Origin of the sequence: Colwellia sp. BRX8-4, assembly GCF_014077345.1 — a bacterium.
Lineage (GTDB): Bacteria > Pseudomonadota > Gammaproteobacteria > Enterobacterales > Alteromonadaceae > Colwellia_A.
In genome coordinates, this window is record NZ_JACGVS010000034.1 from 1 (window position 1) to 23,450 (window position 23,450).

Annotated in this window: 26 protein-coding genes; 13 read left to right on the forward strand and 13 right to left on the reverse strand. The window is 37.6% G+C overall.

The annotated features are described in order from the left end of the window. Positions 1 to 270 precede the first annotated feature (270 nt). Complete coding sequence (locus tag H4J56_RS18300; RefSeq protein ID WP_182259739.1) at positions 271 to 1,188, reverse strand: AraC family transcriptional regulator; 918 nt, start codon at positions 1,186 to 1,188, stop codon at positions 271 to 273. A gap of 116 nt (positions 1,189 to 1,304) precedes the next feature. On the opposite strand from H4J56_RS18300, the gene H4J56_RS18305 reads away from it, so the two are divergent. Continuing rightward, on the forward strand, positions 1,305 to 2,669 hold the full coding sequence (locus H4J56_RS18305; RefSeq protein ID WP_182259740.1) for an MATE family efflux transporter: 1,365 nt from the start codon (positions 1,305 to 1,307) through the stop codon (positions 2,667 to 2,669). Positions 2,670 to 3,257: 588 nt separating this feature from the next. Beyond that, positions 3,258 to 5,291 (forward strand): glycoside hydrolase family 97 protein, encoded by a 2,034-nt coding sequence (locus H4J56_RS18310; RefSeq protein WP_182259741.1) that lies wholly within the window; start codon positions 3,258 to 3,260, stop codon positions 5,289 to 5,291. Positions 5,292 to 5,355: 64 nt separating this feature from the next. Here H4J56_RS18310 and H4J56_RS18315 read toward each other — a convergent pair whose 3' ends face one another. Beyond that, positions 5,356 to 5,694, reverse strand: a complete 339-nt coding sequence (locus H4J56_RS18315) for a DUF1294 domain-containing protein (RefSeq protein ID WP_182218198.1) — start codon at positions 5,692 to 5,694, stop codon at positions 5,356 to 5,358. 189 nt (positions 5,695 to 5,883) lie between these two features. Next, positions 5,884 to 6,132: a hypothetical protein gene (locus H4J56_RS18320; protein WP_182259742.1), complete on the reverse strand. Its 249-nt coding sequence runs from the start codon at positions 6,130 to 6,132 to the stop codon at positions 5,884 to 5,886. A gap of 172 nt (positions 6,133 to 6,304) precedes the next feature. On the opposite strand from H4J56_RS18320, the gene H4J56_RS18325 reads away from it, so the two are divergent. Then, entirely contained in the window at positions 6,305 to 6,478 is a 174-nt protein-coding gene (locus tag H4J56_RS18325) for a DUF3545 family protein (RefSeq protein WP_157470826.1), read from the forward strand. Between the two features lie 55 nt (positions 6,479 to 6,533). On the opposite strand, the gene H4J56_RS18330 is transcribed toward H4J56_RS18325, so the two are convergent. Beyond that, a complete protein-coding gene (locus tag H4J56_RS18330) occupies positions 6,534 to 7,016 on the reverse strand; it encodes a GNAT family N-acetyltransferase (protein ID WP_070374412.1) in 483 nt (160 codons plus the stop codon). 248 nt (positions 7,017 to 7,264) lie between these two features. On the opposite strand from H4J56_RS18330, the gene H4J56_RS18335 reads away from it, so the two are divergent. The 4 genes from H4J56_RS18335 to H4J56_RS18350 all read left to right on the forward strand — a co-directional run bounded on the left by H4J56_RS18335 (position 7,265) and on the right by H4J56_RS18350 (position 11,135). Further along, positions 7,265 to 8,776 (forward strand): dipeptidase, encoded by a 1,512-nt coding sequence (locus H4J56_RS18335; protein WP_182243854.1) that lies wholly within the window; start codon positions 7,265 to 7,267, stop codon positions 8,774 to 8,776. Positions 8,777 to 8,809: 33 nt separating this feature from the next. Then, positions 8,810 to 9,547 (forward strand): SDR family NAD(P)-dependent oxidoreductase, encoded by a 738-nt coding sequence (locus H4J56_RS18340; RefSeq protein WP_182218206.1) that lies wholly within the window; start codon positions 8,810 to 8,812, stop codon positions 9,545 to 9,547. Positions 9,548 to 9,727: 180 nt separating this feature from the next. Next, positions 9,728 to 10,594 (forward strand): amidohydrolase, encoded by an 867-nt coding sequence (locus H4J56_RS18345; RefSeq protein WP_182259743.1) that lies wholly within the window; start codon positions 9,728 to 9,730, stop codon positions 10,592 to 10,594. Positions 10,595 to 10,676: 82 nt separating this feature from the next. Beyond that, a complete protein-coding gene (locus H4J56_RS18350) occupies positions 10,677 to 11,135 on the forward strand; it encodes an Lrp/AsnC family transcriptional regulator (protein ID WP_182243857.1) in 459 nt (152 codons plus the stop codon). Positions 11,136 to 11,194: 59 nt separating this feature from the next. On the opposite strand, the gene H4J56_RS18355 is transcribed toward H4J56_RS18350, so the two are convergent. From H4J56_RS18355 to H4J56_RS18365, 3 genes are all read right to left on the reverse strand, one after another. Further along, positions 11,195 to 12,379 carry a mandelate racemase/muconate lactonizing enzyme family protein gene (locus tag H4J56_RS18355; RefSeq protein ID WP_182243858.1) on the reverse strand — a complete coding sequence of 395 codons (1,185 nt, stop codon included), beginning with the start codon at positions 12,377 to 12,379 and terminating at the stop codon, positions 11,195 to 11,197. Between the two features lie 84 nt (positions 12,380 to 12,463). Beyond that, on the reverse strand, positions 12,464 to 13,234 hold the full coding sequence (locus tag H4J56_RS18360) for a class II aldolase/adducin family protein (RefSeq protein WP_182259744.1): 771 nt from the start codon (positions 13,232 to 13,234) through the stop codon (positions 12,464 to 12,466). Positions 13,235 to 13,361: 127 nt separating this feature from the next. Further along, a complete protein-coding gene (locus H4J56_RS18365; RefSeq protein WP_182170842.1) occupies positions 13,362 to 13,535 on the reverse strand; it encodes a hypothetical protein in 174 nt (57 codons plus the stop codon). A gap of 100 nt (positions 13,536 to 13,635) precedes the next feature. Here H4J56_RS18365 and H4J56_RS18370 point away from each other — a divergent pair, with 100 nt between their 5' ends. The 4 genes from H4J56_RS18370 to H4J56_RS18385 all read left to right on the forward strand — a co-directional run bounded on the left by H4J56_RS18370 (position 13,636) and on the right by H4J56_RS18385 (position 17,530). Next, positions 13,636 to 14,862, forward strand: a complete 1,227-nt coding sequence (locus H4J56_RS18370; protein ID WP_070374419.1) for a threonine/serine exporter ThrE family protein — start codon at positions 13,636 to 13,638, stop codon at positions 14,860 to 14,862. Positions 14,863 to 14,874: 12 nt separating this feature from the next. Then, a complete protein-coding gene (locus tag H4J56_RS18375) occupies positions 14,875 to 15,489 on the forward strand; it encodes a TetR/AcrR family transcriptional regulator (protein ID WP_182218213.1) in 615 nt (204 codons plus the stop codon). A 12-nt stretch (positions 15,490 to 15,501) separates the two neighbouring features. Further along, the gene (locus H4J56_RS18380) at positions 15,502 to 16,110 is read left to right on the forward strand and encodes a PilZ domain-containing protein (protein WP_070374421.1); all 609 of its coding nucleotides are present in this window, start codon (positions 15,502 to 15,504) and stop codon (positions 16,108 to 16,110) included. Between the two features lie 124 nt (positions 16,111 to 16,234). Further along, the gene (locus tag H4J56_RS18385) at positions 16,235 to 17,530 is read left to right on the forward strand and encodes a Xaa-Pro peptidase family protein (protein ID WP_182259745.1); all 1,296 of its coding nucleotides are present in this window, start codon (positions 16,235 to 16,237) and stop codon (positions 17,528 to 17,530) included. 111 nt (positions 17,531 to 17,641) lie between these two features. Here the strand turns inward: H4J56_RS18385 and H4J56_RS18390 are convergent, their stop codons facing one another. The 3 genes from H4J56_RS18390 to H4J56_RS18400 all read right to left on the reverse strand — a co-directional run bounded on the left by H4J56_RS18390 (position 17,642) and on the right by H4J56_RS18400 (position 19,184). Continuing rightward, positions 17,642 to 18,232, reverse strand: coding sequence for a LysE family translocator (locus H4J56_RS18390; protein ID WP_182218216.1), 591 nt, complete (start codon positions 18,230 to 18,232; stop codon positions 17,642 to 17,644). 305 nt (positions 18,233 to 18,537) lie between these two features. Continuing rightward, on the reverse strand, positions 18,538 to 18,744 hold the full coding sequence (locus H4J56_RS18395; RefSeq protein WP_070374424.1) for a cold-shock protein: 207 nt from the start codon (positions 18,742 to 18,744) through the stop codon (positions 18,538 to 18,540). Positions 18,745 to 18,860: 116 nt separating this feature from the next. Next, positions 18,861 to 19,184 (reverse strand): hypothetical protein, encoded by a 324-nt coding sequence (locus H4J56_RS18400; RefSeq protein ID WP_182259746.1) that lies wholly within the window; start codon positions 19,182 to 19,184, stop codon positions 18,861 to 18,863. 454 nt (positions 19,185 to 19,638) lie between these two features. On the opposite strand from H4J56_RS18400, the gene H4J56_RS18405 reads away from it, so the two are divergent. Next, positions 19,639 to 20,229, forward strand: coding sequence for a phospholipid-binding protein MlaC (locus tag H4J56_RS18405; protein WP_182222968.1), 591 nt, complete (start codon positions 19,639 to 19,641; stop codon positions 20,227 to 20,229). Between the two features lie 26 nt (positions 20,230 to 20,255). Beyond that, complete coding sequence (locus H4J56_RS18410; RefSeq protein WP_182231000.1) at positions 20,256 to 21,113, forward strand: mechanosensitive ion channel family protein; 858 nt, start codon at positions 20,256 to 20,258, stop codon at positions 21,111 to 21,113. A gap of 88 nt (positions 21,114 to 21,201) precedes the next feature. Here H4J56_RS18410 and H4J56_RS18415 read toward each other — a convergent pair whose 3' ends face one another. From H4J56_RS18415 to H4J56_RS18425, 3 genes are all read right to left on the reverse strand, one after another. After that, positions 21,202 to 22,071 carry a mechanosensitive ion channel family protein gene (locus tag H4J56_RS18415; protein WP_182218223.1) on the reverse strand — a complete coding sequence of 290 codons (870 nt, stop codon included), beginning with the start codon at positions 22,069 to 22,071 and terminating at the stop codon, positions 21,202 to 21,204. Between the two features lie 24 nt (positions 22,072 to 22,095). Beyond that, positions 22,096 to 22,530 carry a RimK/LysX family protein gene (locus H4J56_RS18420; protein WP_182218225.1) on the reverse strand — a complete coding sequence of 145 codons (435 nt, stop codon included), beginning with the start codon at positions 22,528 to 22,530 and terminating at the stop codon, positions 22,096 to 22,098. 8 nt (positions 22,531 to 22,538) lie between these two features. Next, on the reverse strand, positions 22,539 to 23,450 hold a 912-nt coding region (locus H4J56_RS18425), incomplete at its 5' end, for a succinylglutamate desuccinylase/aspartoacylase family protein (RefSeq protein WP_182222971.1).

The window sequence follows — 23,450 nt, forward strand, 5'->3', positions numbered from 1 at the left end:
AGCGCGCACACGGTAAAGCAAATGCCCAAGCTTGTTTGAATAGCGCGTAAACATAACTACATACTAAGACAGCAAGAAAAATACAGCTACCTTGGGGGAGAAGTAAAGCTTGCCTGAAATTCACTGATTTAGTCAACATCTATAAAAATCGATATGCAAAGGCTTACAAGATGAAATAAATGCCTTGTTGTTGACCAATGGATAGCGTGTTTCAGAGCATTATTATTGCTAGAATTATTATGGGTGGCATAGTAATTTCAGACCTAAATATTATCTTTGCTCATCATTTTCAATGGCATTATGTTGAAAAGTATTTTTCTGTTCTTTACGCCAGCGACCGGGGCTTAAACCATAGTCTTTCTTAAAACGGTGAGCAAAGCTTGCACTATCGCCATAGCCTACGGTGTCAGCTATTTGATCAAGATTATATTGTGTATAACGAAGTAAGTAGCAAGCGTATTCTAGGCGAGTGTGAGTTAATAGTTTGATTGGTGTCATCCCCATTTCTTTCTTACATAAACGAAAGAAGTGCGGCTCAGACATATGCATTTCTGCAGCTAATTGCTTAACAGTCCACGGCAGTTGCAATTGCTTATTTACACGACGTATTAGAGAGTGAAATTTTTGTTGTTGCTTTGTTAGTTGCTGCCCCATGTTCAGTGTTTGCGCAATTTGATAAATTAAAACTTCGACTAAGCGCAATACAATATCTGATTGATACATACTCTCACCGTGTTTGAATTCTCTAATAAGTGACATCGTTTGATAAAGTTTCTCTGCATTCGCACTGGAATAAACGGAAGGTTGATGTTGATGAACAAACTTATATTCAGAACAGTCATGCAGTAATAGCCAACACATATCCCAGTACTTCCCCGAAAGTTCATACAAAAAAGGGGTTCCTGCTGGCAGTAAAAGCACACTGCCGGGTTTAACTAAATATTCGTTGTTACCAAACTTGACCTTTCCCTCCCCTGCATGAGTAGAAATTAAGTAATGAACATGCCTATTGCTGTTTTCATTACCTAAACAAACTTCTCCTTTACCTGTTTTGCCTATTTGATATTCAGTTTGTAAATACGACAACCCCGCAAAGGCTATGAAACTATCAGCTTGCCCTGGTAATTTATCAAAATTAATAAAATCCTCAATACAATCAGGATGAATATTTAAAATATCTTGCCACATAGAATTACCAAAATGATAGTTTTAAACATGATACATGACAATTTCACTTATGTTTTTTTTATCACTATATTTTATAATTCTATGCATATTATAGTAACCCCTAATGACTAAAACCAATGCGTAACATCGAACCTTCATCATTAAAGCAAAGCATTAAATTAGCTTGGCCTATCTCTTTACAAAGCATATTGGTCACCATGCTAGGCATGAGTGACATAATGATGGTTGGGCATTTAGGCGATACGGCCGTTGCTTCTGTTGGGCTGGGTAACCGAATTCAATTTGTTTTTTTAATCATTTTAGCGGGACTCGCTTCAGGTGTTGGTACTTTATCTGCGCAACACTTTGGCGCGGGTCAAGTTGGTGTGATTAGACAAGTCATTGTTAAAACGCTTGTTATTGCAGCAGGGATTTTACTGCCTATATTACTCATTACTTTCTTGTTTTCTGACAATATCATGGGTATTGCCACAACAGATCCCAGCGTTATAAAAGCAGGAACAAACTACCTTTGGCTGACCATGCCTAGCTTAATTTTTGTTGTCATTGTGATGATATTTGAAAACGCGTTAAGGGGTCTTGGGCAAGTAGTCTTCCCCATGTTAATTAGTACCATAGCTATTATTACCAATATTCTTTTAAACTATTGGTTAATCAAAGGTGGCTTAGGTATAGAACCAATGGGTGTCATTGGCGCTGCGCTAGCAACACTAATTGCGCGAGCACTTCATGCTTTATTAATACTGGTCTACTTAGCAAAGGTTAAGCACAGTATTTTTCCAACAACGTTCTTTTGTGTTAGTTTTTATAACAAACAAGAGTGGACTAAATTACTCACCTTAGTTTGGCCTATGATGCTAAGTTTTGGCGTGTGGTCATTAGGCACTTTTGTATATCAACTGATATATGGACGTATTGGAACACAAGAACTTGCTGTAATGAGTCTATTAGCGCCAATGGAAGGATTATTGGTTTCATTCTTTTTTGGTTTTGCTTCTGCTTGCGCTATTTTAGTTGGGCAGCGCTTAGGTAGAAACGAATTTATAACGGCATGGGTTTTAGCAAAACATTACGCCATTAGTGCGCCAATTGTTACCTTTTTATTAGCCTTAATTTTACTTCAATGTGAGTCTTTAGTCTTTATGCCTTATACCAATTTGTCTCCAGAAACAATGGCATTGTCCCATGATGTTTTTGTATTGATCACCTTTGGCACTTGCTTGAAAGTATTTAACTTAACTATGTCTATGGGGATATTACGCGCAGGTGGTGATAACAAATATTGCATGTTAATTGATATATCAGGCATGTGGATTTTAAGCATTCCATTAACTTTGGCGGCGGCATTTTACTTTAAGTTACCACTATATTGGGTAGTTCTTATCTCTTACTCTGAAGAAATAACTAAAGCATTTATGTTTGTTTTCAGAATGAGAACGAAGCTTTGGTTAAAAAACCTAACGGCTGAAAGTGTTGCCTAGTTGAACCAATTCGATTAAGTTGCACACAGCTAAAACTTGAGAAACCAATGTATCTTTCTAAGTTGTAATCAAACCAGAAAGTCGTAAAATCTACATTGCAGTCACTCACCTTTTCTAAAATTCAGATGAAATAGAGTATTAGTTCTATGGCGAAAACGCCCCTTATAGCCATAGAATTAAAATTTATGTTAGCTTTAAGATCTGAAAGTTGACGTTTGAAATTTTGACTGCTCTTATTCCGCAATGCGCTCGCAGAACACGTTAACACAGTTATTTCATGATGTGTTTCGAATGATTATTAAGGTTCACTTATGCGAGACGTCAGGTTCCAACTTTATTTGTAGTGTTTCGGGTACTTTTTTAATAAATAAAACTTACTGCCACATTTTTTCTATCTTTATTCAGAAAAGTCCATTTTTGCTCAACGGTATAAGTCGGCTTGCTTGGTTTTTTTGTTTCGATCTTTATTTGGCTTCTACACTAATGAGTGATTAATTAGCGATAAACTTATGAATACGTATGTAGCTTAGCTGTAAATTGGTGTCAGTCCTTTATGCTTGATGTAATAAAAAAACATCAGGAATATCCATGAAAAAAATTATACTCAGCCTTGCTTTACTGATTTTATCTCACAGTTTATTTGCACAAACCCTTAAGTTAGCGTCACCCGACGGAAAAATAATTCTCAGTGTTAGTGACCAAGGAAAACCTAATTACGAAATGAGCTTTTTAGGTGAAAGCATTATAAAACCCTCCCGCTTAGGCCTAGCATTCAAAGATACTATCGCTTTTAGTGACGGTTTTACTATTTCATCGAGTGAAACCCAATCAGCCAAAGAGGTATGGCAATTACCTTGGGGTGAACGTAAAAATGTGACTGATGAACACAATGAATTATTAGTGACTTTTTCAAGAAATAATAAAAAACACACTAAAGAATTCAAGGTACGTTTTCGATTGTTTAATGACGGCATTGGTTTTCGTTACGAAGTGCCAAAACAACAAGATATTGATCACGTTGAAATCATTAATGAATTCACCGAATTTGTTGTAAATGACGCGGATAAAGCGACCGCATGGTGGATTCCAGCACGTGGCTGGAATCGTTATGAATACATTTATAATACCACCAAGCTAGCTTCGGTTGATCGCGCTCATACACCTTTTACTTTTAAACTAGACTCGGGCATTCACCTTAGTATTCATGAAGCAGCATTAGTTGATTATGCTGCTATGACGATTAACCAAAAGCGTCCTGGTGTCTTAAAAGCCGATTTAACACCTTGGTCAGACGGCATTTTAGTTAAAACAAAAACCAATTTCAAAAGTCCATGGCGTACTATTCAAGTCAGTAAAGATGCGGTTGGCTTACTCAATTCTGACCTGATATTAAACCTTAATGAGCCAAATAAATTAGGTGATGTATCTTGGGTTGAACCGGCTAAATATTTGGGGATTTGGTGGGGAATGCACATTAACGCCAACACCTGGGGCAGTGGCGACAAACACGGTGCAACCACCAGTGAAACCATGCGTTATATCGACTTTGCCGCTGAGCATGGTTTTTCTGGGGTTTTGGTTGAAGGCTGGAACCTAGGCTGGGATGGCGACTGGTTTTTCAACGGCGACGTGTTTAATTTCAGTAAAGCTTATGATGATTTTGATATTGCTGCCGTATCAGCTTACGGTGAAAAGAAAGGGGTTCAATTAATTGGCCACCATGAAACCTCAGGTAATGTGACTAATTATCGTAATCAAATGAGTGATGCTTATGCACTTTATGAAAAGTACGGCGTAAGACAAGTAAAAACAGGTTATGTTGCTGACGGTGGCGATATTAAACGCATTGATGAAAAAGGCATAGTTCACAAAGAATGGCATGACGGTCAGTTCATGGTGAGTGAGTATTTACACAGTATTACTGAAGCAGCGAAACATAAAATTAGTATTAACACCCATGAACCGATTAAGGATACCGGTTTGCGCAGAACCTACCCCAACTGGATTTCAAGAGAAGGTGCTCGCGGCCAAGAATTTAATGCTTGGGGCACACCACCAAACCCGCCTGAGCACACCACCATTTTACCCTTTACTCGCATGTTAGCTGGACCAATGGATTTTACACCAGGCATCTTCGATATGAGTTTTAATGGTTTGGGTGATAAAAGTAATCGTCCACAAACTACGCTAGCAAAACAATTAGCATTATACGTGGTGCTTTATAGCCCTATTCAAATGGCGGCTGATTTACCTAAAAACTATCAAGAAAATTTAGCCGCATTTCAATTTATTAAAGATGTACCAACCGATTGGCATGAGAGTATAGCGATTGCTGGTGAGGTCGGTGAATATGTTGCTTTTGCTCGTCAAGAAAGGGGGGGAGATGATTGGTTTGTTGGCGCATTAACCGATGAGCAAGCACGTACGTTAACATTGCCGTTAAATTTTCTTGATAAGAATAAGCGCTATCAAGCACAAATTTATCGCGATGGTAAAAACGCAGAGTGGATTAACAATCCCTATGAAATGATCATTGAAAACAGGCAAGTCACCGCTAACGACCAATTAGTCTTACCCTTGGCGACAAGTGGTGGTGCTGCGATTCGTTTTAAAGCATTATAATTAATTGATATTTATAACTTAAACAGCGTAAAGAGTAGCACAAGTCTTACTTGTGCTACTCTTTTTACAACCCCGGATACTGAGAATACCCCAAAGCCACAACATTAATAAAAATAGCGAGCCAGAGCACAAATATAAAAGGCCTTTTTTGAGTTTTATGTCGAAAAGCTTGTTGAGCTAATAGCGCTCCTGGCCATCCGCCAAGTAGCGCAAAGACCTGTAGTGTTTTTTCTGAGATGCGCCATCGCTCTTTTATCGCATTTCTTTTGTCGATGCCATAAAGTACAAATGTTAGTAAACTTAAGCTCAAGTAACTCACTAGCACCCATAACGCTATTTCTTGCATCATAAAGAGCAGACCAAGAGCCATTAAAAATAAAACAACGACACTTTTTGAAAACATATTTATAGCTCGCACAATATACTTTGTAAGCACAACGCTAGTCATTCGCGGTGGTTACCATAGTATATCGATAAGAGTTCATCGATATACTGGTTGAAGATAAAATTAAAAAAACCGATTATTTACCAATAGTCGGTTTTGATTCACTTTCTTACTTGTTAAATATCAATTGACATTAAGTTTTTAAAATCAATTAGATGGGCGTTCTTTCTTGAGTTTAATAATCAAGTCGATATGAGGAATAAGCTCCTCTATTTCTCGAATATGATCCCGCAAGCTTTCCCATTGCGTTAATTCTAATTTACCCGAGTCTAATATGGCGAGTTTTAGTTCACTGACTAACGAATTCTCATCGACTTGCTCTATAAACTCATTAATACGTAATAGGTTGTCTAATTCTGCTTGAGAAATTATTTCTATATCACTACTTTTTTTCATCGCTAACTCTTTAAAAAAACACTATAAAAACAAGTATAGCCAAGCTTTATTTTTTTGCTCAACATCGATAAAGCTAAAGGTATTTTAATTGTCACAATTTAGTAAGAAAAAAGTCATATTCAACTTGTAAAGTGCCTCACGTTAACTAAATAAAGCTCAACAAGGGATACTCATGGAACATAATAACTTTGATGAATATGATGAAATATTTAGCCTTTTCGACGGTTTACTCACGGATCAAAAAGAATCGCGCTCACGAAAAAGAAAGTGGCGAGAAATTGAAACGTATAAAGATAGAAAACGATTACGCCAAGAGCTTCATGATTTACAAGATTACTCGTCTTAATCATTAGCGTTTGGAGTAAGTAGACATTACTCCAAACTCTGTATAATTTAATCCGTTATGATTGGGCAAAATCAACCAACGTTTTGCCAGTCATACGGTAACCTACCCATTCATCTTGAGACACAGCACCTATCGCTTGATAAAAGTCACGTGAGGGCTTATTCCAATCTAAACAGCTCCATTCAAAACGTGCACAATCATTATCAATAGCGGTTTTTGCCATGTTTTTTAATAATTTTAAACCCGCTCCTTTCCCTCTATGCTCTGGCGTTACATATAAATCTTCAAGGTATAAACCTGACTTTGCTAACCACGTTGAATAATTATAAAAATAAATCGCCATACCAATAGCCACACCATCGAGTTCACAAATTAAGCCGTGTACTTGTGTATTTGTACTAAACATACTGCCTTTTATGGTTTCAACTGTTGCGTACACTTCATGTTCAGCTTTTTCATAAATAGCGAGTTCTTTAATAAAAGTGAATAAAAGCTCGGCATCATCTATGCTTGCTTCACGTATCGTTATCTCAGACATTTTACTTCCTTATTTTCTTCATTAATTTTTTCCATAGCATACCAGTACCAAGATATTTAAACACCTGATCTGCAATGCCATATAAATAAACAACAAGGTTGAACTAATATCAAAAATTAGCTCTAAGTAAGAGATTAAAAGATAATTAAACACTTCTGGTAAACTTTTTAAAGTTTGTCTCTGTTTAGTAAATCACTTTATCGATACAATATAACAAATGAGTTATCGCCATTAAAAAAGGAAAGTCTGTGTTCAATAAAATAGCTTCACTCGCCTTATTCACCTTTATCACTTTACCGGTATTTTCAGCAGAGGTCAGCTCGACAGCAAAGTTAACCGCCGATTACGCCGTGCAAACCTATCAAAAATCTATGGTTGCTAGCTTAGCCGAGTTAGTAAAATACAATACCTTAGCAATTGATGGTGTTTCGGCTAATGACAACCCTGAACATATAGCTTTTAAAGCCGAGTTAAAAAAACAAGCTGAAGATTTAGGCTTTGATTATACCGACGACGGTTATGTTGTTGTTATTGGCTTAGGCGAAAGCACAGAGCGCTTAGGAATAATTACCCACGGTGACGTACAACCAGTAAACCCCAAAAAATGGCAAAAATCTCCGTTTGAACTTGATACAACTTCAGAGCCCGGCAAACTTATCGCTCGCGGTACCGAAGATGATAAAGGGCCAATATCAACCGCGCTCTTTGCAATGAAAGCCATTAAAGACAAAAATATAACGCTCGACAAGCGTATTGAATTGTATGTTTACATGGCAGAGGAATCAGACTGGGGTCCATTAGAAGCTTATATTAAGACCCATACATTGCCACAAATCAATATTACCATTGACGCTGAATACCCTGTTGTCACCGCTGAAAAAGGCTACGGAACAATAAAAATAGCCTTTAATAAAAATAAATATACCGGTTTAGATGCTTACCTCAGTGAATTTAGTGGAGGTTTTTTTGGTAGTCAAATACCTGAAGATGCTAAAGTGGTGATTGAAAATGCTGACCTTAGTTTACTGCAACAACTGATGGATAAGGCAAGAGAATACCAAGGTGTTAGTTTTGATTTAGAATTAAAAGGAAGCACCTTAACGATTACAGCACTAGGAAAATCAGCTCACTCATCGAAGCCAGAAGAAGGCCTAAATGCCATTCCATTTTTAGCGGGTTTATTATCGCAAACTCGCTGGCCTAGCAATGGTGCAGGTACATTAGTTAACTTTATTAATGACAATATTGGTTTAGGTTTAGAAGGGAAAAAGTTTGGTAACATAGCCTACAGTGATGACTTTATGGGACCTATGACGGTTTCACCCACGGTTATTAAGCAATTGAAAAATAATATTGAATTGAATATTAATATTCGTCGTCCGCGTGGTAAATCAGCGCAACAGCTAACGGAAGAAATTAATCACGTCATCGCGACTTGGAAGCTAACAAATATGGCTGACATTACCGAGCTTGAACATTATATTGGTGACCCTTTTATTCAAAACGATGCACCACATATTGACACATTACTGGCTGTATTTTCACACTTTACCGGTATAAAGGACGCTAAGCCTATTGCTATCGGTGGCGGCACAAATTCACGCTTATTTCCAAATGCAGTAAGCTTTGGGCCATCAATGCCAAATGCTAATTATACCGGCCATTCTGAGCATGAATTTATTACCATGAAACAGTTCGTTTTAAATTTAAAAATGTACACCGCCGCTTTAGTTGAAATGGCTGCAGCCAAAACACAGTAACGAGTAGTGCAGCACTAAAGAACAGGAGAGGTTATGAAAAAAACATGTATTGTTACCGGTGGAAGTTCAGGTATTGGTCTAAGCATAGTGCAATTATTTACGGATAAAGGCTATCAGGTTTTTAATTTAGACTTACAACCAAGCAACCTTGCCACACTGCGCGGTGCTGATATTAACTGTGACATCAGTAATGTTGAGCAAGTACAAAGTATTATCAGTAATATAGCTAAAACAGCGACTATTGATGTTTTAGTCTCGAATGCTGGCATTCACTTTTCAGGAAATATTGAGAACACCTCAGCCGCTGATTTAGATAAAGTCCTTAACATTAATGTTAAGGGCGCGTATGCCGCGATAAAAGCGGTACTCCCCCATATGAAAGCCAATAAAAATGGCGCTATTATCTTAATGGCATCTGACCAAGCATTAATTGCCAAGCAAAATTCATTTGCCTATAACATTAGTAAAGTAGCGCTCGCTTCGATAGCAAAAACCACCGCGCTTGATTACGCTAGCTTTAACATTCGTGCCAATGCTGTGTGCCCCGGCACAATAGAGACCCCTTTGTATCATCAAGCGATTGATAATTATTGTCAACGCTCTGGCGCTAACAAAGCAGAGGTTCACGCTGAAGAAGCGGCTTTACAGCCGTTAGGTCGTTTAGGTCAACCCGAAGAAGTCGCGGAGTTAGTTTATTTTTTAGCATCAGATAAAGCTAAGTTTATCACTGGTAGTTTACAAGTGATTGATGGTGGTTATACTGCGCAATAATTCACTTGGTAGGTATAACAACAGCTAGCGTTTAACGACAGTTAAAAGAGAATACTAGAAATTGCGATACCCTTTTGTTTGTTGGTAATAACAACTAAGTGGCAACTTCTCTGAAGGAAAATTCAGCAGGATGTTTTCAATGATACATTTCAGTTCAGGCGTTAATGAACATAGGGTAATATGAAAATAATTGATCCTCACTTGCATTTATTTAACCTTGAACAAGGCCACTATCAGTGGTTAAAAACTGATAGTCCACCTTACTGGTCAGATAAAAAAACCATTAGACAAAGTTTCACAGAAAAGGACTTAGCTTTATCTGTTCCTCTGCAACTTGCCGGTTTTGTTCACATCGAAGCCGGATTTGATAATCAACAGCCTTGGCGAGAAATTGCTTGGTTAGAAGATAGCTGTTCCCTACCCTTTAGAGCTATTGCTGGCGTTAATTTACTTTTACCAACAAGCGAGTTTCAACAAATACTAGATAAGCTTGATAAATTTGAGTCCGTAGTCGGTGTTCGTGACATTCTAGATGAAAATGCCTGCGCATATTTATCAAATCCGCACGTTAAGGAAAACTTAGCCCGACTTTCCCAGCAGCAGTTGATTTTTGAATGCCAAATGGCGTTAACTGATGTGGTAGCGACCGAGCAATTAATAGCGGTTATCAATGAACTGCCGACATTAAAATTAGTCATTAATCATGCAGGTTGGCCACCCGAAGATATTGACAGTAAACAATGGAAAAATTGGCAAAGTGGCATACAAGCACTAAGTGGTTATGAAAATGTTGCCATTAAATGCTCGGGGTTTGAAATGGTTAATCGCCAATATAGTGCCCCGTGGCAACAGCATGTCATCAAACATTGTTTAGCTACCTTTGGTTTAGATAAAACCATGCTAGCCAGTAATTTTCCTTTGTGTTTATTTAAAAGTAGTTATCAAAAAAACTGGATAACCCATTTCGAAAACCAACCATTATCAACAAATGAGCTTGAATTATTATGTTATAAAAATGCCTTGCGCATCTACAAAATCCCTATTTAAGCTATAAATCAAGAAGAAAAATCTACCCATAAGACCTTAGATAAAATACTATTTCATTACCTCGCACTTTTATGGTGAATTAATGGATAACTTCGACAGAAAAATTCTTAAAATCTTACAAAATGACTGTACGCAGCCAGTCAGTGAGGTTGCCGCTCAAGTGGGGCTTTCAACAACCCCATGCTGGCGACGTATTCAAACTATGGAGAAAAATGGTGTTATAAAAGGGCGGGTTGCCTTGGCCGATCCTGAAAAGTTAAATGTTGGCTTAACCGTTTTTGTGATGATTAAAACCAACCAGCATAATTCTGATTGGCTTGATGATTTCAGTATCAATTCAAAAGAGTTTCCAGAAATTACCGAGTTTTATCGAATGAGTGGCGAAGTAGACTATTTACTACGTGTCGTTGTTTCTGATATGAAAGCCTACGATGCTTTTTATAAAAAACTCATCGGCCAAGCCAGCTTTGCCGATATTAGCTCAAGCTTTGCCATGGAAGAAATTAAATATACGACCGCACTACCCGTTGATTATATCTAACGCGTGATAAAAAAGGATGGCGATTAGCCATCCTTTTTACCTTCAGACATTGAAGCTGATTACTTTAATGAATTAACCGTAACATGCGGTGAGCGTTTCACGACTTCGTCATTTAATTCAATACCTAAACCTGGTACTTCTGTCACTTGGAAAAAGCCATTTATCGGTTGTGGGTCTTGCAAACACAATTCACGATTCCAATGCTTAGTCGCATAAGTATGATGCTCATGGATTAAAAAGTTAGGAATTGCCGTTTCTAAATGCAAAGACGCTGCTGTTGCTACTGGGCCGCCACAAACATGGGCTTGAATACGAATATCGTAGACATCAGCATAGTCACAGACTTTTTTAGACTCGGTAAAACCACCACATAAACCCACATCGGGCTGAAGCACATCAATACTTTGATCTTCAAAATATTGGCGTACATCCCAACGATGATATAAACGTTCACCACCGGCAATGGGGACATTAACCCGTTCAGCCACTTTTTTATGCACTTTCGCGTTTAAATAATTAACCGGCTCTTCGTACATCATACAGCCAACTTCTTCAACAATTTCGCCCATTTGAATCGCAGAAGCAGCGCCCATTAATGAATGTGATTCGAAAATAATATCAACATCTTCACCGACGGCATCACGAATAGCGCGTAATCGGTCTCCAAATAAACGCATCTGCGGCTTGGTAAATAATTTAGTGCGATCGAACGATGATGTGCCATCGGCATTATAAACAATAGGATCTACTTTTACCGCGTCGTAGCCTTCAGCTACCGCTTTTAATGCAGCTTCAGCATATTCTTCTGGTAAAAATAACTTCTTAACTTCAACGTCCCAATCAAACTGTAATTGGCTAGCGTAGGTACGTAATTTATCATTAACTTTGCCGCCAAGCAGTTGATAGACAGGCACACCTAATGCCTTACCTTTAATATCCCAAAGTGCGGTATCAATAGCACTCATTGCAGAATAAAGCACCGGCCCACCACCTAATCCCCAGAAACTTTCGCGCAGCATTCGAGACCATAACAATTCGGTTCTAAAAGGGTCAAAACCAATTAAAACTGCTTCGGTAATTTCTTTAATCATCGCCGCTGCAGCACTATGCCCCCAATCGTAAGCGAGACCTGCTTCACCAACCCCCGAGATACCTTCATCGGTATGAACACGAATAAAAACAGGGTTCCAACCGGCGCGAGCTGGACATTCAATATCAAAAATTTCTACGTGAGTGACTTTCATTTTATCTTCTCTAAATATGTGAGTGTTTGTCGCAGAGAACTTATTTCAATAGCGGCATAACGAGGTGTAAAGACAACTTTATTATTAGGTCGCAAAGCTAGGATCAGCGCGATAGACTTTCCTGACCATCGCCGGCCAAGCCTTTTGACCGCCGGTACTGCCCGTATGAACGATATTTGCTTGCGCTTTTATACCATCAACAATGCTTTGATCGACTAAAATGGTTGCCATACCGGTTGCCATTACTTGTAGTTGTACTTGACAAGCACGTGTTAAATCATACATATGCATAAAAGCATCGCCAATGGTTTCACCTAAAGTTAAACCACCATGGTTTCTTAATAGCATAAAGTTTGCCGAGCCCAAGTTATTTTGTAAGCGAAGTTTTTCGTCAGCATTTACCGCTAAACCTTCATAATCATGGTAGCTAAGAGAAGCCAGTGCGAACATAGCGTATTGACTTAACGGCAACAAACCGTCTTGTAAACTTGCCACCGCAATGGTTTCATTAGTGTGTAAATGCAAGACACATTGCGCGTCATGGCGAGCTTCATGGACAGCGCTATGAATAGTAAAACCTGCAGGGTTAATTTCAAAAGGACATGCTGGGTCAATAATATTACCTGCTATATCTATTTTAACCAGATTCGATGCGGTAATTTCATCAAAAGCTAAACCGAAAGCATTAATGAGTAAATGCTCAGAATCAGGTATGCGTGCTGAGATATGAGTATAAATTAAATCATCCCAGCCATGCATAGCGATAAGACGATAACAAGCCGCTAAATCGATGCGTGTTTGCCACTCTTGTGCTGACACTTTATTTTTTAAGTTAATCTGTGGGATAGTTAACATTAAAGTCCTTTAAAGAATTATTATTCTATAATTTTAAATCATCGATAATACAAATCAAACCGCTAGTGTAATAAATTACAATTAAAGGCTAGATAAAAATCAGCTAAGTTAAGCAAATTGGTATCAATTAAATAAACATCTTAATTAAACTACCAATGAGTAAAATAAACACCAAAATAGGAATGATTTTTGAATACTTAGCTTGCTCTTCTTCACCCATAGGTTTGCCAAAACGCTCGCCTAAAATAACCATTAAAGCAATACCGGCAAAAACAGCTAATAAAATCATGATTAAAGTCATTATTTCTCCTATTATTAATCTCTAAACCAATTGCACATTGCATTAGCTAATTATTCAATTACCATAGCAAGATAACAAGCAAAAATATGTAAACAACAATATGACTGCACCTGATAACTTTGCTGAGAAGCGACGCTTTATTATAAGATTAGGCAAAGCTTTGCATAAGTTTGGCACGCCTGCTTATCGTCTTGAAGCACATCTTCAAGATGTTTCGACATTTCTCGAATTAAAAGCATGTTTTATCATCACACCAACGGCTCTGACTTTTGTCTTATCTGAAGATGAAGAGAACCAACAATATAATCATGTTATTCGAGTAAAGCCAGGTGATCTTGATTTAGGTTCACTGGCACGAACAGATGAATTAGTTGATGAATTAAGTTCGGGTCAACGCACGTTATCTGAGGCCATTGAACGACTTGATGATATCGCCAATAAACCCAACCCTTACGGTCGTTTTCTTACCTTTTTAGCGTTTGGTGCTTCAAGTGGTGCTTTTTCGATGCTAATGCACACCAGCTGGAACGATGTATTTTGGTCGGTATTATTAGGCTTTGTTGTTTGCTTATTTACCTTTTGGGCCGAATACTCACGCCGAGTTACCGAAACATTAGAACCGATTGCAGCCATTACCACCGCCCTACTGGCCTCGGCCATTACGCTAATTGACCCAAGTATTAATATGCCCTTGGTTATTCTTTCAGCCATCATTGCTTTTATACCCGGCTTAGCATTAACGCTAGGCTTAGCTGAATTGGCCGCTCGACATCTGATGTCGGGTACTGCGCGTATTATGGACGCGGTAATGATGCTATTTAAGCTTTATTTTGGCGCGGTATTAGGCATGGCGTTGGGGAAGTTATTTTGGGGCGAAGTATTATATGTTACCCCCGCTAGTATGCCTGTTTGGACAGCATGGGCGGCAGTGACCACTTTATCTATAAGCTTAGTTATATTATTTCGCGTTCGTAAAAAAGACGCTCCATGGGGAATTATTTCTGGCTATGTTGCTTTTGGTGCTAGCATTATTGGTGCCGCTTACTTAGGCCCAGCGCTTGGCGCTTTCGTTGGTGCCTTTGTTTTAGGCATGTATGCGAATTTATTCTCACGCATTATGAGATTACCTTCAAGCATTGTTAAGCTATTAGGTTTAGTCGTGCTGGTGCCTGGAAGTAAAGTTTATATCGGCTTAAACAGTGCGGTATCTGGAGTGAATATGTTAAATACTAATAATATTGGTTCCGAAGCCTTCCTAATTTTTATGTCACTTGTCGCTGGCCTTGTTTTTTCAAATGTTGCCTTACCTTCTCGTAAAACGTTGTAATAAAGTACGCTAATGAAACCAGTTAACAAAAAGACAGCATATCACCATGGCGACTTACGCAGTTCTCTCGTTGAAACGGGCGCCGAGATGATTGAAGAGGCAGGAATTGAAGGACTGTCATTACGTAAACTTGCTGAGCGTATTGGTGTTTCTCGTACAGCAACCTATCACCACTTCAAAAATAAAAATGATTTACTTTGTGCGATAGCTGCACTGGGGTTTATTCAATGGACAAGTATTTCTAATGCTATATTTGACGATAAAGAGCTTTCAGGAGAAGAAAAATTTCGTCAGTTTGTTCATCAGTACATAACATTTGCTACCGAAAATGCTTCAATTTACGAATTAATGTTTGGTAAAACAATTTGGAAAAAAAACAATAGCGATCAAGCTTTGCGTGATATCGCTTATCCTAGTTTTAATTACCAACTAGAAATGACCAAAACTTGGCAGCAACAAGGCTTATTGATTGAAGACGAAAATAGCTTACGTTTAGCACAGGTAACTTGGGGTACATTGCACGGTATTGTGCGTTTACTCATTGATGGAATTTACCTTGATACCAGCCATATTGATGAAATGTGTGAATGTGTCGTCAAGGTTTTTATTCACCAACAAAAATTATAATAAGGGTTAGGCATGTCTGAAGACAATAACAATAAAACCGCTCAGTTTGACCAGTTTTTTTCTATTAGTTATCCTTTCAATGTCAATGCAACTATCATTGAAACCGATACAGCGCCAAGTTATCAATGTTTTATGAACACCATGCCGATGCCGTTTAAAATGGCCTCTGAAATAGTCACCCTTGACCAAGCTGCATTGCGCCCACTGCAAACCCTTGGTAGCGTTGCGGGACAATTAGTTGATTATTTACATCATCAAGCTAAAAAAATAGACTTACTGGTTAGTTATATTTTGAGCGAGCAAGACAACGAAATGCAACGTTACCAAGGCACTCATTTTGGTGGTGGCGGCGTTATTTTTACCAGTAAAAATCTTTTTGATACCGGCCAATTTATTACCTTGAAAATATTTCTCCTTGATGATAATTGTGCAATTTACTGTTGTGGAGAAATAATTTCAGCAACAACTACAAGCGATGAACTCACTAGCTACAAAGTTATTTATCATCATATTAGAGAAGAAGACCGTGAAATATTAGTACGTTGTAGTCTTCATCAGCAATCAAAACAGTTGCAGGTTTTAGCGCAACAGCGCAATGAGCTATCAGCAAAAGAAAAGTAATTTAGCGCGTAAAAGTATTTCTCCATTAAGTCTAGCTGATATAAAGCACACTTTAGCGCCTATTCCTTGTTGAGTAAGTCAAAAACCGTTAGCGTGATCACCATAAAATTTCAGGAAGATAGTTATGAACATGAATAAAAGATCTTTTTTAAAAGCGGGTGGTGCAAGCATTGCTGCGTTATCCGTATCAACTTCAGCATTTGCCTCATCAACGAAAGAAAGTCAGTCAAATAGCCAAGTACTAAAAGACATCACCAAAGATGTTGCTGGCATTACTTCTGCAGAGCGTGAAGCTCGGATAATAAAAGCTCAGCAATTAATGCAGCAAATGAATATTTCTGCGCTTATTATTGAGCCCGGTGCCGCCATGGATTATTTCTCTGGTATTCAATGGTGGCGCAGCGAACGCTTAACAGCTTTAGTGATCCCTCAACAAGGTAAAGTGGCGGTAGTTTGTCCCTTTTTTGAAGAGCCTAGTATTCAAGAAAGTTTAGCTATTGATGGCGACATTCGTGTTTGGCAAGAGCATGAAAGCCCGTTCGAGCGTATCAAACAAATACTAGCAGACCGAGGGATTAGCCTTACCAAAGGGACGATTGGCTTTGAAAACTCGGTACGTTATTTTGTTCAACACGGTGTAATGAGTTTATTATCAACTCTTCAACATGTCAGCGCAGAACCCGTTACGCGTGGTTGTCGCATTATTAAAAGTCACCATGAATTGCAACTAATGCATAAAGCTAATGAGGTAACACTATTAGCCTATAGCGAGGTATATTCAAAGTTAGAAGTGGGTATGACTTCTGCACAGGTTAAAAGCTTGATGAGTAATGCACAAGCTAAGTTAGGGGGAAAAGGCGCGTGGAATATGGCCTTAATAGATCAAGCAAGTGCTTTCCCTCATGGCAGTAAAAAGAAGCATCTAATTAAAGAAGGTTCTATTGTATTAATGGACTGTGGCTGTAATGTCCATGGTTATCAGTCAGACATTAGCCGAACCTTTGTGATGGGTGAGCCAACAAAGCGTCAACGTGATGTTTGGCAAACGGTACGTACCGGCCAAAAAATAGCCTTTGAGCAAGCGCAAATAGGTAATGCTGCGGGTACTGTTGACGATGCGGTACGAAAATACTATCAAGCACAAGGATTCGGTCCTGATTATAAATTACCAGGTTTGTCGCACAGAACTGGTCATGGCATAGGTATGGAAGGTCATGAAAGCGTTAATTTTGTTCATGGTGAACAAGAAAAGTTAACGGCTGGTATGTGTTTTTCTAATGAGCCTGGCATTTATATACCTGGCGAATTTGGTGTAAGACTTGAAGACTGTATTTACATGACCGATAAAGGCCCACAGTGGTTTACTATTCCCCCAGACTCGCTAGATTCTCCGTTAGGTAAGCTTGCTAAACTCGCTTAACACACTATTTATAATCTACAGTAGGCTGTTTTTTAGCAAACTCATCAGTAACAGTGGCTTCACTTTATCCTAAAAAAAAGGAGTAACGGATCTTCCTTACTCCTCCTGTTTTTATAACGCAGGATACAATGAAATAACCAATAAAAGTGCCATGGTAATATTAAAAACTCTCAAGCGTTTTTGGTTAGTTAATAACACTTGTATTTTCTGCCCTAAAACAACCCAAGAACTGATGCAGGGTAAATTGATTAGCCCAAAGACAATCGCCACTAACAACACCGAGGTAAAACTCTTAGATGGAGCATAAAGGCTTATTGACGTTAGCGCCATTGTCCAAGCTTTAGGGTTAACCCATTGAAATAAAACAGCTTGAATAAAGCTAAAAGGTTTATGATTTGACGTTTGTTGTTCGACATGACTGGTAGAGCTAGCTATTTTGAATGCTAAGTAGAGTAAATAAACAATGCTGACCACTTTTAGTATTTGATAACTCACCGGGAAACGATCAAATAATTGAATAACACCGAGCCCAACTAAAGCAATCATCAGTGTAAATCCAATACCAACTCCTAATAAGTGAGGGGTTGTTTTTTTGAAACCATAATTTGCACCAGAATTCATTAACATCAAGTTATTTGGCCCTGGTGTTATTGAAGACACAAAGGCAAAAATAGTTAAGGCTGATAGTATGTCTATATTCATTGTTATTTTGCTCTTAATTGTTTGAGAGACAGGTTAAATTTCAAGCTATTTTCACTTAAATGCTCAGATGTTATATCACAAAGTTATACTGGAAAATCAGCTAAGGGCGCTTATTATTAATATATGAGTTTTAAGTACTAAATATAGAGGCTGGATGACTTAACCCTTGGTAGTGGCAAAGATCAAAGAAGGCTGAGTAGATGTATCATTTCACATGGGGATAACGCGTAGAAAAATATCTATAACGCATAGGTAAGTGGGTGAACATAGCCCTCCCATCTTACCCATTTGTTATATATTATTGCTTAGATAGCAACAACTTTATTTGCACATGGACCTTTTTGTCCTTGTCCAACTTCAAACTCAACAGCTTGGCCGTCAGCCAATGTAGCGTATTCACCGCCAGATTGGATTTCTGAATGATGAACAAACAAATCTTTACTGCCGTCTTCTGGAGTAATAAATCCGAAACCTTTATCCGCATTAAACCACTTAACTATACCTTTACTCATAACACTCTCTTTATCATTGGTGAAAAATATAAACCTAACTTGCTATCACCATTACAAGTCAGGATTTGAATCTTATTAATACAAACTATATTTAACATTATAGACTGTATTTATAATTAACGGTGCGCGCCACCTTTCTTTTTCATATTGACTACTTTTCGAGCTACATCAAGTAATTCAGGTGAAACATCTTCAGCACCATCTTTTATTAGTTTACTCACATCACCGGATGAAAAGAATGAGCCACGCTCAGCTTTTACGCCTAATGATCTTACAAAATCTTTTGTTTTACCTGTACTACCCGTATCAATATACTTAAAAATAATTTGTTCATTAAAACTTTGTGGTTCTTGCTTTAAAGTAGCAATAGTATTGGTAAGTAATGTTATTTCCGATCCTAACATTTCTATTAATTCGGCAATATCTGAATATGGTTTCATTAAATTATTTAGCTCTTATAATATTATCTGATAATGCCAACAGGCTATCATTTTACAGGAGAAGCAAGTCAGTATAACTAGCCTGCTTAAAAAATTATTATACAGTGAATGCCTCTGAGTAAACAGTCTCTATTTTAATAGCCCAGAGCAATGATGAATTATTGTTACTTTTTTAATAATATTACTTAATGAATGCCCATCTTATTGGTCGACAAAACCGCCACTGCCTCATATTCAATGTTCAATGTTCAATGTTCACCATAACTTTCCTACAAAGAGATTATATTATTTGATAATTCTAAGTTTAATCACTTATTTTGATTAAAGGTTGTGATTTATTACGCTTGATTGTTTCTCTCGTAAGTCTATAATCCGCATAATTATTATATAACTAACCACAATATAAATGAAAAAATCTTACAAAAAAAACGTAAATATATATCTTGTCATTTTTTTGTTATTAAGTCTTTGTATTTCCTATTTAGCGGTAGCGAAAACAGATACCCCAGAGATGAAGACTAAGGCAGTTTTTGGTCAAATAGAATCGGCTTTATTAATTTTAAAAAGTAACAATCAATTCACTAAAAGCAATATCAGAAGTGTATTAACCCAATATCTTCTGCCTGAGGTAGATATTCAATATTTTAGTTATAAAGTTATTAATCAAAATTTGCCCAAACTATCTGCCGAACTTAGGACTGAGTTTGTGACTGAGCTATCAAATCAATTAATAAATACTTATACCAACTTATTAAGTAAATATAGTGGTGAGTCAATGACCATCGGTACAGGGTCATTATCAAAAAGTGGTAAAATGTCGATGGTCAACATAACGATTACCGGTGAAAGTAAAGTCAACAAAGCGGTAGTAAAGTTACTGATATCAAAAGAAGGCACTTGGCAGTTCTTTGATATCATCATTGAAGGCATTAGTTTATTAGATGCAAAGCAAAAAGAAATAAATTCAAGTTTCAGTAAGTTAGGTGTCGAAGGTACACTGTTACATCTAAAAAGTATTAATCAAAGAAGCCTCACTTCTTTATAAAAATCAAGGTAGGTACAATCGTTCTAATGGAATGGCTTAATCATACGAATAATTTCAAAGCACTTTCAGCAGTACTCGCTAATAATAAATTTGTTATTGCGCTATTGTTTATTTCTATTTTTTATATGATTAAATATCTCATTGTAAGAAGAATAAAACGAAAATCAAAACAAGATAAAAGATTACAAATCAATGTAGTCAATAATATATTTACGGTATTAATAATCGTGATGGTTTTTAATATTTGGTCTGAAGAAATTCAAAAATTTGCTTTTTCGATTGCTGCTTTTATTGTAGCAATTGTCTTAGCAACCAGAGAGTTTATTCAATGTTTTATTGGTTTTGTTTATATCCTGTCAAGTCGACCATTTCGTATTGGTGACTGGGTACAAGTTGGCAATCATTACGGCGAAGTGCATTCAACAGACTGGGCAAAACTAACACTGTTAGAGGTAAATGTAGATGATTATCAATACACAGGTAAAACGCTATACCTACCCAATAGCCAGCTAATTACTTCGGTTATTAAAAACCTTAACTTTTTAAAACGATATGCAATGCATCATTTTACCATTGTCAGAGATGACAGTGTTAATCCCTTCGAGTTTATTGATGAGTTGTATACTAGAGCAAGTTTATATTGTAGTGACTTTAAAGAAGTTGCAATCCGCTATAACCAACTGATTGAAAACCGTTTAGAGGTCAACATCACAGGCCCTGAGCCACATATTCAAGTAGCAACTTCTGAGGTTGGAGATACGCAAATATTTTTTACTATATTTTGCCCAACAGAGATAGCATTAGAAATAGAGCAGAAGTTAACTGCTGATTTTATGACATTGTGGTTTAAGCAAAAAATGGTTTCGTCAACTTTATCAAACTAATGTAATATCACTAATTATCAAGTCACTCAATCACGATTAATTTCTTGACTGAGTGACTTTTTAGACGCTAGCATTTTGATAAATTAAATTATTTTTTATCGTTATTCAATAAAGTAAGCGTGCCATCGAGGTGCACATCGCGTTGCGGAAAAGCAACAACAATATTATTCTCTTCAAACAATTCCTCTAATCGAAATCGAATATTACTTCTAGTCACTCTTAAAGCCGTTTCTCCAGTTGAGTTTATCCAAAAATTTACATAAAACACTAATGAATTATCACCAAAGTCTTCAAAAACAACGACGGGCATTGGCGTGGTCAATACTTCTTTTTGTGCCAGTGTCGCTTCTAAAATAAGATCCGCTACTTTTCTAGCCCGAGTACCATAAGCAACCCCAACAGAAACACTTGTTCTCACTAAACTGTCTCGAAGCGTCCAATTCACTACCGTATTTTCAAGTAGTTTACTGTTAGGAATAAGCAGATGAACACCATCAACACGTCTAATACGGGTTGAACGGGTGTTAATTTCTTCTACGACACCTTTGGCGTTTTCAACTTCTAAAAAGTCACCAATTTTAATAGGTCGTTCCCACATTAAAATCCAACCACTGATAAAGTTGTTAATAATGTTTTGCGCGCCAAAACCAAAACCAATAGCTATTGCACCCGATAAAAAGGCAAAAGCGGTGATCGGCACATTAATCAAATCTAAGGTGGTGATCAACAATATAACTATCGCAATCACATAAAAAACACGCTGCAATAAGTGTATAATATTTGGATCAGTTTTTTTGGTCGTTAAACGCTTGGTTATAAACCTTACGCCCCACTTAGTGAGCAACAACCCAAGGTAAATAATTAGCGGAATTAACAGTAACCCACCCAATGTTACCGGTTGATCAGCAATAGTAATAACCTTAGTAGATAAGATTTCTTTTATTTGTGTAAAGTTCATAAAATCCCTTAATTTAACGACTTTTTATTTTGATCCTAAAAAGACTTTTGATGGGTCAACAAGAAAGCGTTTACCCAGTGCTTCTCTTCCTAACAGCATTAAATAACTCATATCAGAGCGATCTGTTAAAGTTATTTCAATTGACCACCTGTCTTCGCCAAGTACGATGGGTGTTTCTATAACGTAGCGTTGCTCTGTAGTGCCATTTGACGATTTAACTTTACGCATATCGCTAATGGGCGCCGTACATTTCTGCATGGCATCCACATTATGCATATCAGGGTGTAGATCAAACGTCACACTATGTACGCCATCAATAATTAATTTTTTAATATTATCAACATGTAACGACGACGTTTTTGCGCCGGTATCAACTCGTACTTGTAAGTCATCAATAGCTAAGTCTGGCAAAGCTATTGACTCTAAACGCCCGATAACAACTTTATTCGCTTTTTTCATACGCTTCTCTAACTGTCGTCATTTTCAGGTAAAAGCTGCTCTTGCACATTTTCAATATGACCTGCAATTTCTTCATCATCTTCACTGAAATAAGCGACATGAAACATGGCTTCACCTTCTTGAACTAAAGGTATGTTTTGCTTACCAATTAAAATGCCTGAGCGTGTTGCTTTAACCGAATCAAATATTGCACCGTATGGACTACCAATTTCGGCCAATACTTGACCTTTAGTGATCTGATCGCCCAAATTTACAATATTATGAACAATACCACTAGCGTTAGCGCGTACCCATTGGCTGCCATTAGCAATAAACGGCATACGTTTTTTCTTCTTGGTGCGGACAACTTTTCTGGTCATACCTAAATGCTGTAATACATTTAAGATACCTTTCATGCCCGCTCGAATTGAAAACTCATCAAAACGCAGCGCTTCACCCGCTTCATATAAGAGTATTTTCGTTTCGTTTTTAACGGCTGATTCTCTTAACGAGCCGTCAACTAAAGTAGAATTCAACACTACCGGTACGCCAAACACTTCCGCCAAGGCTTTAGTATCGGGATCAGACATATCCGCCCTAATTTGTGGCAGGTTTGAACGATGAATTGCCCCGGTATGTAAATCGATACCGTAATCACAATGCTTAACGATTTCATTGAGAAATATATAAGCAACGCGTCCCGCTAAAGAGCCTTTCGCAGAGCCGGGAAAACAGCGATTTAGATCACGACGGTCAGGCATATAGCGACTTTGATTGACTACGCCATAAACATTAACCATAGGAACAGCAATGACCGTGCCTCGCGTTATTTTAAGTTTCTTTTCGTGGATCAAGCGTCGAATAATTTCAATACCATTTAATTCGTCGCCATGTACCGCCGCACTCAAAAAAATAGTGGGCCCCGGTTTTTTAGCGCGAAT

Excerpts from the sequence above, each read along its gene's own strand:
- H4J56_RS18300 (WP_182259739.1), bottom strand. The coding sequence starts at position 1,188 with ATGTGGCAAGATATTTTAAATATTCATCCTGATTGTATTGAGGATTTT.
- H4J56_RS18305 (WP_182259740.1), top strand. The coding sequence starts at position 1,305 with ATGCGTAACATCGAACCTTCATCATTAAAGCAAAGCATTAAATTAGCT.
- H4J56_RS18310 (WP_182259741.1), top strand. The coding sequence starts at position 3,258 with ATGAAAAAAATTATACTCAGCCTTGCTTTACTGATTTTATCTCACAGT.
- H4J56_RS18315 (WP_182218198.1), bottom strand. The coding sequence starts at position 5,694 with ATGTTTTCAAAAAGTGTCGTTGTTTTATTTTTAATGGCTCTTGGTCTG.
- H4J56_RS18320 (WP_182259742.1), bottom strand. The coding sequence starts at position 6,132 with ATGAAAAAAAGTAGTGATATAGAAATAATTTCTCAAGCAGAATTAGAC.
- H4J56_RS18325 (WP_157470826.1), top strand. The coding sequence starts at position 6,305 with ATGGAACATAATAACTTTGATGAATATGATGAAATATTTAGCCTTTTC.
- H4J56_RS18330 (WP_070374412.1), bottom strand. The coding sequence starts at position 7,016 with ATGTCTGAGATAACGATACGTGAAGCAAGCATAGATGATGCCGAGCTT.
- H4J56_RS18340 (WP_182218206.1), top strand. The coding sequence starts at position 8,810 with ATGAAAAAAACATGTATTGTTACCGGTGGAAGTTCAGGTATTGGTCTA.
- H4J56_RS18345 (WP_182259743.1), top strand. The coding sequence starts at position 9,728 with ATGAAAATAATTGATCCTCACTTGCATTTATTTAACCTTGAACAAGGC.
- H4J56_RS18350 (WP_182243857.1), top strand. The coding sequence starts at position 10,677 with ATGGATAACTTCGACAGAAAAATTCTTAAAATCTTACAAAATGACTGT.
- H4J56_RS18355 (WP_182243858.1), bottom strand. The coding sequence starts at position 12,379 with ATGAAAGTCACTCACGTAGAAATTTTTGATATTGAATGTCCAGCTCGC.
- H4J56_RS18360 (WP_182259744.1), bottom strand. The coding sequence starts at position 13,234 with ATGTTAACTATCCCACAGATTAACTTAAAAAATAAAGTGTCAGCACAA.
- H4J56_RS18365 (WP_182170842.1), bottom strand. The coding sequence starts at position 13,535 with ATGACTTTAATCATGATTTTATTAGCTGTTTTTGCCGGTATTGCTTTA.
- H4J56_RS18370 (WP_070374419.1), top strand. The coding sequence starts at position 13,636 with ATGACTGCACCTGATAACTTTGCTGAGAAGCGACGCTTTATTATAAGA.
- H4J56_RS18375 (WP_182218213.1), top strand. The coding sequence starts at position 14,875 with ATGAAACCAGTTAACAAAAAGACAGCATATCACCATGGCGACTTACGC.
- H4J56_RS18380 (WP_070374421.1), top strand. The coding sequence starts at position 15,502 with ATGTCTGAAGACAATAACAATAAAACCGCTCAGTTTGACCAGTTTTTT.
- H4J56_RS18385 (WP_182259745.1), top strand. The coding sequence starts at position 16,235 with ATGAACATGAATAAAAGATCTTTTTTAAAAGCGGGTGGTGCAAGCATT.
- H4J56_RS18390 (WP_182218216.1), bottom strand. The coding sequence starts at position 18,232 with ATGAATATAGACATACTATCAGCCTTAACTATTTTTGCCTTTGTGTCT.
- H4J56_RS18395 (WP_070374424.1), bottom strand. The coding sequence starts at position 18,744 with ATGAGTAAAGGTATAGTTAAGTGGTTTAATGCGGATAAAGGTTTCGGA.
- H4J56_RS18400 (WP_182259746.1), bottom strand. The coding sequence starts at position 19,184 with ATGAAACCATATTCAGATATTGCCGAATTAATAGAAATGTTAGGATCG.
- H4J56_RS18410 (WP_182231000.1), top strand. The coding sequence starts at position 20,256 with ATGGAATGGCTTAATCATACGAATAATTTCAAAGCACTTTCAGCAGTA.
- H4J56_RS18415 (WP_182218223.1), bottom strand. The coding sequence starts at position 22,071 with ATGAACTTTACACAAATAAAAGAAATCTTATCTACTAAGGTTATTACT.
- H4J56_RS18420 (WP_182218225.1), bottom strand. The coding sequence starts at position 22,530 with ATGAAAAAAGCGAATAAAGTTGTTATCGGGCGTTTAGAGTCAATAGCT.